This is a genomic window from Rhodococcus sp. NPDC054953, from assembly GCF_053609225.1.
The window spans coordinates 3804-11867 of the sequence record NZ_JBSGXD010000043.1; the positions used below are offsets into that span (position 1 = coordinate 3804).

Annotated in this window: 10 protein-coding genes; 5 read left to right on the forward strand and 5 right to left on the reverse strand. The window is 70.2% G+C overall.

Annotated features, from left to right (window positions below; genetic code table 11):
* Positions 1–72 precede the first annotated feature (72 nt).
* Together ACWF62_RS20060 and ACWF62_RS20065 are read right to left on the reverse strand one after the other, a co-directional pair.
* A complete protein-coding gene (locus ACWF62_RS20060) occupies positions 73–1266 on the reverse strand; it encodes an RtcB family protein (protein WP_378509439.1) in 1194 nt (397 codons plus the stop codon).
* Positions 1267–1387: 121 nt separating this feature from the next.
* Positions 1388–2827, reverse strand: coding sequence for a DHA2 family efflux MFS transporter permease subunit (locus ACWF62_RS20065; RefSeq protein WP_378509438.1), 1440 nt, complete (start codon positions 2825–2827; stop codon positions 1388–1390).
* A gap of 116 nt (positions 2828–2943) precedes the next feature.
* Here ACWF62_RS20065 and ACWF62_RS20070 point away from each other — a divergent pair, with 116 nt between their 5' ends.
* The 5 genes from ACWF62_RS20070 to ACWF62_RS20090 all read left to right on the forward strand — a co-directional run bounded on the left by ACWF62_RS20070 (position 2944) and on the right by ACWF62_RS20090 (position 6502).
* Positions 2944–3606 carry a TetR/AcrR family transcriptional regulator gene (locus ACWF62_RS20070; RefSeq protein WP_452631173.1) on the forward strand — a complete coding sequence of 221 codons (663 nt, stop codon included), beginning with the start codon at positions 2944–2946 and terminating at the stop codon, positions 3604–3606.
* 25 nt (positions 3607–3631) lie between these two features.
* Positions 3632–4147, forward strand: a complete 516-nt coding sequence (locus ACWF62_RS20075; protein ID WP_378509436.1) for a nuclear transport factor 2 family protein — start codon at positions 3632–3634, stop codon at positions 4145–4147.
* Complete coding sequence (locus ACWF62_RS20080) at positions 4144–4977, forward strand: SDR family NAD(P)-dependent oxidoreductase (protein ID WP_378509435.1); 834 nt, start codon at positions 4144–4146, stop codon at positions 4975–4977. The genes ACWF62_RS20075 and ACWF62_RS20080 overlap by 4 nt, the downstream gene beginning before the upstream one ends.
* 94 nt (positions 4978–5071) lie before the next feature.
* The gene (locus ACWF62_RS20085; RefSeq protein ID WP_452631174.1) at positions 5072–5842 is read left to right on the forward strand and encodes a CPBP family intramembrane glutamic endopeptidase; all 771 of its coding nucleotides are present in this window, start codon (positions 5072–5074) and stop codon (positions 5840–5842) included.
* Between the two features lie 63 nt (positions 5843–5905).
* The gene (locus tag ACWF62_RS20090; RefSeq protein WP_378509445.1) at positions 5906–6502 is read left to right on the forward strand and encodes an FHA domain-containing protein; all 597 of its coding nucleotides are present in this window, start codon (positions 5906–5908) and stop codon (positions 6500–6502) included.
* 17 nt (positions 6503–6519) lie between these two features.
* Here ACWF62_RS20090 and ACWF62_RS20095 read toward each other — a convergent pair whose 3' ends face one another.
* Genes ACWF62_RS20095 through ACWF62_RS20105 form a run of 3 tightly spaced genes read right to left on the reverse strand, consistent with a single transcriptional unit; the run spans position 6520 to position 8028 of the window.
* Complete coding sequence (locus ACWF62_RS20095; RefSeq protein ID WP_378509433.1) at positions 6520–7440, reverse strand: alpha/beta fold hydrolase; 921 nt, start codon at positions 7438–7440, stop codon at positions 6520–6522.
* Positions 7441–7454: 14 nt separating this feature from the next.
* The gene (locus ACWF62_RS20100) at positions 7455–7754 is read right to left on the reverse strand and encodes a hypothetical protein (protein WP_378509432.1); all 300 of its coding nucleotides are present in this window, start codon (positions 7752–7754) and stop codon (positions 7455–7457) included.
* A 55-nt stretch (positions 7755–7809) separates the two neighbouring features.
* The gene (locus ACWF62_RS20105; protein ID WP_378509431.1) at positions 7810–8028 is read right to left on the reverse strand and encodes a hypothetical protein; all 219 of its coding nucleotides are present in this window, start codon (positions 8026–8028) and stop codon (positions 7810–7812) included.
* Between the last annotated feature and the right edge of the window lie 36 nt (positions 8029–8064).

Below are 8064 nucleotides of genomic sequence, written 5' to 3' on the forward strand. Positions count from 1 at the left end.
ACCCCTCTTCCCGTCCTTTTTTTTCTCCCCCCACCGGCGAGAAAACCCCCCCCCCACGGCGGCGGAGCCGGATCAGGTGCCCTTGACGTTCATGATCTGCCGCAGTTCGTGCACGATCCGGACCAGGTCACGGGCGTCCTCCATGACGACGTCGATGTCCTTGTACGCGTCCGGGATCTCGTCGACGAACTCGGCGCTGTCGCGGTACTCAATGCCGACCATCCGGGCTCGCAGGTCCGCCCGGGTGAACCGACGCTTGGCTTCGGTGCGGGAGAACCGCCGCCCCGCGCCGTGCGGGGCCGAGCAGAGTCCGTCCGCGTTGCCGAGCCCCTCGACGACGTACGACCGGGTCCCCATCGATCCGGGGATCACGGCGCGCACCCCGGCGTGGGCGTCGACGGCACCCTTGCGGGTGAGCCAGACCTGCTCGCCGCCGTGAACCTCCGGCTGCGTGTAATTGTGGTGGCAGTTGATCCGCTCGGCCTCCCGATGGTCGGCGGCGCCCATCCAGCGCGCGAACACCACCGCGAACCGGTCCATCATCTCGGCCCGGTTGAGGTAGGCGAACCGCTGCGCCCAGTGCAGGTCGGCCAGATATCGGTCGAATTCGACGGTGCCCTCGGTCAGGTAGGCGAGATCCCGGTTCGGCAGGTCGACGTTGGCGCACGACCGCTGGGCGATCCGGATGTGGTGCTGCGCAATTCGATTGCCGACGCCACGGCTGCCGCTGTGCAGGAACAGCCACACCAGATCCTGCTCGTCGAGGCACAGCTCGATGAAATGGTTTCCGCCGCCGAGCGATCCGAGCTGCTCCCGCCACCGCGGCGAATGTGACAGGTCGACGCCGTCCGCATCGGCTCGATCCTCCAGTTCGGCGATCCGGGCGGCGGTGCAGCCCCAGCGGTGCACGTCGGCGTTGTAGTTCCCCGGCGAGAGCGGGATCGCCGATTCCACGGACTTGCGCAGCTCCGGCAATCCGGTGTGCGCCTTCGCGATCCGCACCTCGATGTCGGAGCGGGTGAACCCGGTGCGGACGGCGATCATCCCGCAGCCGATGTCGACACCGACCGCGGCCGGCATCACCGCGCCCCGGGTTGGGATCACGGTGCCGACCGCACTCCCCTTGCCCGCGTGCGCATCCGGCATCAGTGCAACGTGCGGATGGATGAACGGCATGGCGGCGGTCTGCCTGGCCTGCGCGAGCGTGGTCTGCTCGAGCTGCGACGCCCAGCTCAGCAGGGCGGGGCCCACCCGGGTCGGGGGCATGACGAGCATCTCCTCTGGTCGGATCGGAGCACCCGGCCGACGGCGACGCCGTCGGCCGGGCGAGGGCGGGGTGCACCTCGCACCCTGCCACGACCCGGGCCACGCCCGCATCGGGATTTCGTCAGTCGCGCTCGGCTCCGGCGCCCGTGCGTCCCGGCATGAACAGCGCCGCGACGACCGCCACCGCGACCGCGGCCGCACCGACCAGCAGCGCGGGCCGGAGAGCGTCGGCGTACCCGGTCGGGGTGAGCGCACCGCCGCTGCCCAGGAACACCGCGGTCAGGATCGCGACGCCGAGGGCGACGCCGACCTCGCGGATCGTCGAGTTCACCGAGCTGGCGGTGGCGTGGTCGTCGTCCGGCATGTCGACGAGCACCGCGGTCGCGCTTGGCGCGAAGGTCAGGCCCATGCCGATCCCCGCCATCGCGAGTGCGGGCACCATCGCCGGATACCCGGTGCCCGCCTCGAAGACGAACGCCATCCACACCAGCGATGCGGTCTGCAGGGTGAGGCCGGCCACCAGCAGGGTCCGGAGCCCGAGCCGCGGCGCGAGAAGGCCGGCGATCGGCGCCACGATCATCGGTGCCGCGGTCCACGGCAGGGTCCGCAGGCCGGCCTCGAACGGGGTGTAGCCCATGACGATCTGCAGGTACTGCGACAGCAGGAAGACCGACCCGAACATGCCGAGCGTGAACATCAGGCCGATCACGTTGGCGACCGTGAAACTGCGCGACCGGAACATTCGGGTCGGCATCACCGGGCTGTCGGTGCGCATCTCGCGAATCACGAACGCGGACAGCGCGATCACCGCGAGGACGAGAGTTCCCAGCACGGTGGCCGAGGCCCACCCGTCGTCGTTGCCGTGCACGATGCCCCACACCGCGAGGAAAACACCGGCACCGGCGAGCGCGACTCCGGGCAGGTCGAGCGGCTGCCGCCTACCGTGCGACTCGCCGAGAGCGTAGAGCGCCAGCGGCACCGCGATCACCGCGACCGGAACGTTGATCCAGAAGATGGCCTGCCAGGACACGCCGTCGACGACGGCGCCGCCGACCACCGGGCCGAGCGCAACCCCGAGCCCGGACACCCCGCCCCACATGCCGATGGCAAGGGCCCGCTTGGACGCGGGCACCGCTCCGGCGAGCAGGGTCAGCGACAGCGGCATGATCGCGGCCGCGCCGACACCCTGCACGGCCCGGGCCGCGATCAGCATGCCCGCCGTCGTCGACAGCGCGGATGCGACGGACGCCAGCGCGAAAAGGACGATGCCCCAGATGAACACGCGTCGCCTCCCCCACCGGTCACCGAGGCCGGCAGCGGAGAGCATCAGAGTCGCAAACGCGAGGGTGTAGGCGTTGAGGAACCACTGCAGCTGCCCGACCGATGCGTTCAGATCGGCCTGCACCACGGGCAGCGCGCTGGTCATCACGAGGTTGTCGAGGGTCGCCATGAACATCGGCAGCGACGCGGCGAGCATCGCCAGCCACAGCGGAACGCGGCGCGGGCGGGCTGGCGCGGACCCGCCCCGTACTGCGGTGCGGTGATCGGTGGTTGTCGTCATCAGTTCTCCCTTGGCGGTGCACGGAGCGGGCTGGAGGGGCGGCGAGGCCGCTAGTAAGCATTGACTGATTACTTAACGCGATCCGACGCTAAGGCATCAACTGATAACCTGTCAACATGTCTGCGACGAACGGCCCCCGGCCCACCACCCGGATGAACGCCGCGGACCGCCGCGAACTGGTTCTCACCGCGGCGACGACGGCGTTCGCGCGCGGCGGCTTCTCCGGAACGAGCACCGACGCGGTCGCCAGACTGGCCGAGGTGTCCCAGCCCTACGTGGTGCGAATGTTCGGCACCAAGGCCGAACTATTCCGGGCGGTGTTCGCGCGCGCGCTGGACCGGATCGTCGAGGTGTTCGACGCCGAACTAGACCGGATCGCGGCGGAACCCGACGCACCGTCGCCCGAGGACGAGGCGTTCTGGACCCGCCTCGGCTCCGCGTACGGAAACCTCGTCGCCGACGGGGACCTGCTGCTGGTGATGATGCACGGCTTCTCCGCGTCCGGGACCGAGGAGATCGGCACCCAGGCGCGGTCGGCGATGTCGCGGATCTACACCCTGATCCGCACTCGGACCGGCTGCCCGCCGGACCAGGCGCGGGCGTTCATCGCCAACGGAATGCTGCTCAACGTCCTGCTGGCGATGCGCGCCCCCGAGCACGCCGATGACGACCCGGCCCTCGCCGAGCTGTCCGCCTGCGCGTTCGGCGACACCCTGCACGCCGCGCTCGGGTGTGCCGCGGCAGGCACGCCCACTGAAGGGGAGAACGACCCGACGTGACGCCCGACACTCTAGGGTCGACGGTGTGACGGACACGGATGCCGACCTCGCGCGGCGCATCGAGAAGCTCGAACAGGTCGAGGCGATCAAGGCCCTCAAGCACCGCTACTGGCGGGCCTGCGACGCGAAGGACCCGACCACCTTCCGCGACTGCTTCATCCGCGTTGGTGCGCGGATCGACTACGGCAGGCTCGGCGCGTTCGACGACGCGGACCCGATGGCGGCGATCTTTGCGAAGGTGGCCCTGCACACCGTCGACGGCAAGCACGTCATCTTCGACATGCACCACGGCATGCACCCCGAGATCACCCTGACCGGCCCGAACAGCGCCACCGGGCGATGGACGCTGCGGTTCCGGCAGGTCAACCTCCTCGATCGCACCGAGAAGGTCGTGACCGGCGAGTACGACGACGAGTACCTCATCGAGGAAGGACAGTGGCGGATGTCGGCGTGTCGATTCACCGAGACCTGGGCGATGGTGCGTCCGCTCCCCGACGGCACGACGGTGACCGAGGGCGCGTTCGCGGGGGTGGCGCGATGACCGACCGGAAGATCGCCTTGGTGACCGGCGCGAGCCGGAGCGTCGGCAAGGGCATCGCGCTCGCCCTCGGCTCGGACGGCTGGACGGTGTACGTCACCGCGCGCGGGGAGGTCGGCGCCGGCGGCAAGCTCGACCGGACGGCCGCGGAGATCACCGAACGCGGCGGCGAGGGCATCGCGGTGCAGTGCGACCACACCGACGACACCCAGATCGAGAAGCTGTTCGCGCGGATCGCCGAGGAGCAGGGCGGGCGACTGGACCTGCTCATCAACAACGTCTGGGCCGGTCCCGCGGACGGCTACGCGGGCTTTTCGCAGCCGTTCTGGCAGCGGCCGATCGACGACTGGGACACCCTGATCGGGCTCGGCCTGCGCGCGCACTACGTCGCGAGCGTCGAGGCGGCGAAGTTGATGGTGCCGCGGGGCAGCGGGCTGATCGGCAACATCTCCTCGTTCGGCAGCCGCGGCCACCTGCACTCGGTGCTGTACGGGATGTCGAAGGCCGGGCTCGACAAGATGGCCTCGGACATGGGCGCCGAACTGAAGGGCACCGGCGTCACGGCGTTGAGCTTCTGGCTCGGGCTGATCCGCAACGAGCGCATGGTCGCCAGCGGCATGACCGATTTCGAGGGATTCTCCCTCGCGGACGCCGAGTCCCCCGAGTTCGTCGGCCGGGTGATCGTCGCCCTGGCCAACGACCCGAAGGTGGGCGACCGCAGCGGCCGCACCCTGATCACCGCGGAGACCGCCCTCGAGTACGGCGTCACCGACGTCGACGGCGGGCAGCCGGTGTCGCACCGGGCCGCGTTCGGGGGTGGCGCGCTCTACTGACGGAACCGCACCACGATTCGGGTCCACGGCGCGACGCGGACCCGGATCGCTGCAACGATCGGATACCTACCCTATCGAGCAGAGGATCCGGCCCATGCGAGTCAAACCCACACCGTGGCTCGGCATCGGCGTAGTCGTGGCGTATGTCGCCCTCGGCTTCGTCACCCAACAGATCTTCGACGTCGACTACACCACCCTCGGCGACAGCACCGACACGCTGCTGCGGGGGGTGGTGTACCCGATCGGGATCGGAGCCGTGTTCGCGGCACTCCTGACAACCTGGCTCGGCTGGTGGCGACCGGCCATGCTCGAGACCCGCCGCAGCCACAGCCGCTGGGCCGCGCTGCCGCCGGCGCTGCTCGTCGCAGCGGCCGTCGTCTCGTTGGCTGGCACCCAGTTCGGCCCGCTCGGCGGCGGCTACCTCGCCACCCTGGCTGTGGCGATGCTCATCGTCGGGTTCACAGAGGAACTGATCTGCCGGGGAGTGGCCGTTGTCGGCTACCGCGGTGGACTCGCCGAGGTGTGGGTATGGCTGCTGAGCTCCGCAGCATTCGGGTTGATGCACGCCACGAACGCACTTCAGGGCCAGAGTGGCCGCGACACCGCCGTGCAGGTCGGAATGACGTTCGTCCTCGGATCGACGTTTTACATGGTCCGCCGGATTACCGGGTCACTGGTGTGGGCGATGCTGCTGCACGCGTTGTGGGACTTCGCCTCGCTCGCGACCACCCACGAGGACGCACGCACCGCGACGCTGGTCGCCCTGTTGACCGCCTGCACGGTCATCGCCACCCTGCTCCTGGTGGGCCTGGTGGTCCGGGACCGCGAACCCGTCGCGGTCGTCGACCGACCGGGAATCCGCTGACTGGCGCCTCGGTCGCGGCGGGCGCACGATGGATTCGTGACCACCGACGGGTCGGCGCAGGCGATGCTGACGCACGCGGACGGGCGTGGCGGCGTCTCGCGCTGGGACCTGTCCCCCGACCGGCCCCGCATCACGATCGGCCGCTCCCCCGACTCCGACCTGCCGCTCACCGACGACCAGGTGTCCCGGCTGCACGCGGTCCTCGAATGCGTTGCCGGGCACTGGACGATCGTCGACGACGGCCTCTCCCGCAACGGGACGTTCGTCAACGGGGACCGGATCACCGGCCGACGACGCCTTCGCCCCGGCGACGCCATCCGGGTCGGCGGGACGGCGTTCACCTTCCAGGAGTTCGGCGCCGCCGCGGAGGAGGCGACGATGGTCGCCGGGTCCGCACCGACCGTGCGCAGCCTGACGCAGACGCAGCGGTCCGTCCTTGTCGCACTCTGCCGACCGTTCAAACACGGCGCTGCGTTCGCGAATCCGGCGTCGAATCAGCAGATCGCCGACGAACTGTTTCTCACGGTCGACACGGTCAAGGCGCACCTACGGACCCTGTTCGGCAAGTTCGGCGTCGAGGACCTCCCGCAAAACCAGAAGCGGGTCGCGCTCGCGGAACGCGCATTGCACAGCGGGATCGTCACGACCCGCGATCTGTGAGCGCCCGACCCGCGCCCTCACACCGCGGGCGCCACCAGCGCACCACCGACGCGGGTGACGAGCGAGTCGAGTGCCGCCGCCACCTCGGGAACGCGTTCCAGGATCACCGAGTGCCCCGCGCCGTCCACCCGAACCAGTTCCGACAGCGGTAGCCGCTCGGCGAGGGACATCGAGTGCGAGAACGGGGTCATCAGGTCCGCCGAGCCGCACAGCACCAGCGACGGCACCGACGCAATCAGCGGCACCGCGGCGAACTCGTCGAAGCCGACGAACGCCTGCAGGAACCGGGACATCGTGACTACCGACGTGTTCCCCGCCATCGCCGCGGCCACCGCAAGAACCCGCGGATCGAGCCCGCGACTCCCCCCGAACCGCATCAGCGCCGCGGCAGCACCGCAGCCGACCCGTTTCGTTCCTGCTGTCGCCCGTGGTGCCAACCGGACCGCGGTGTGGAACGCGGACAGCGCCGGGCTTCGGAGCATCCGCCCGAGCCCCACCTCGGCGAGGCCGCCTGCGGCGGTGGAGATCAGCGCCACCGCGGCAAGCCGAGTCGACGCGAGGGTCGGGTTCTGACGGACACACGCCATCGCGACCATCCCGCCCATCGAATGACCGATCAGGACCACCGGACCGTGCGGGACCCGGGTTCCGATCACCGTGCCCAGGTCTCGGCCGAGCCGATCGATGGTGTAGCTGTCCGGCGCCGCATGCCCCGACCGCCCGTGCCCGCGATGGTCGTAGAACACCATCCGCACCCCCGGTCCCCAGGATCCGCTCAGCCGGTCACGGAGCGGATGCCAGGATTCCGACCGCAGGCAGTGTCCGTGCGCGAACACGGCGGTGACCGGGGCCGTCACCGGCCCGTACTCGCGGACCGAGAGCGGGACGCCGTCGTCCGTGACCACGGTGGCATGGCGACCGGAAGGCTGGTTCGACATGGCGTCCCTCCTCGTTACCCGTCAGTGGGTGTATCGCACCGGTTCGGCGATTCCTTACACGTCGCCGGTGCGGGCGTGCCGCCGCCGCCGAAACCAATCCCACCGGGGCCCGCCTGAATTCCGGGGGTCGCGATCGGGCCGACGGCGGCGCCGCCCACCCCCGCGTTGAAGGAGTTGCCGTCCCCGGGGAACGGGAGGCCCTGGCCGCCGATCCCGGACGGAAGCTGCGCGGCGGCGACGCCCGCACCGGCGGACAGCAGGAAGCCGGTGGCGGCGATCGCGGTGATCGAGCGTCGAACGTTGGTGGAGAACATGTTTCGATCCTTACGGTGGTGGGCCTGCCGCAGCTGTCTGCGTCGGCCAGGATGGTCAGTCGGTGGTGCAGAACGGCCAGTAGAACGGGCAGTCCGAGACGTCCTCCGCGACCTCGGTGGCGGCGGACGCGGCTCCGGCGTCCGACCGCTGATCGCTGGGCGCGGTGGTGGTGGCCGCGGCCGATGGTTCCGCCGAGGCGGCACCCGCCCCGCAGGCGGCCGCGGCGGCGACGATCGCCGCGGCGGCAAGAACTCGAATGATGGTGCTCGACATGGTTTCCCTCGAATTCCGTCGTTCTGGCCCCCCGCC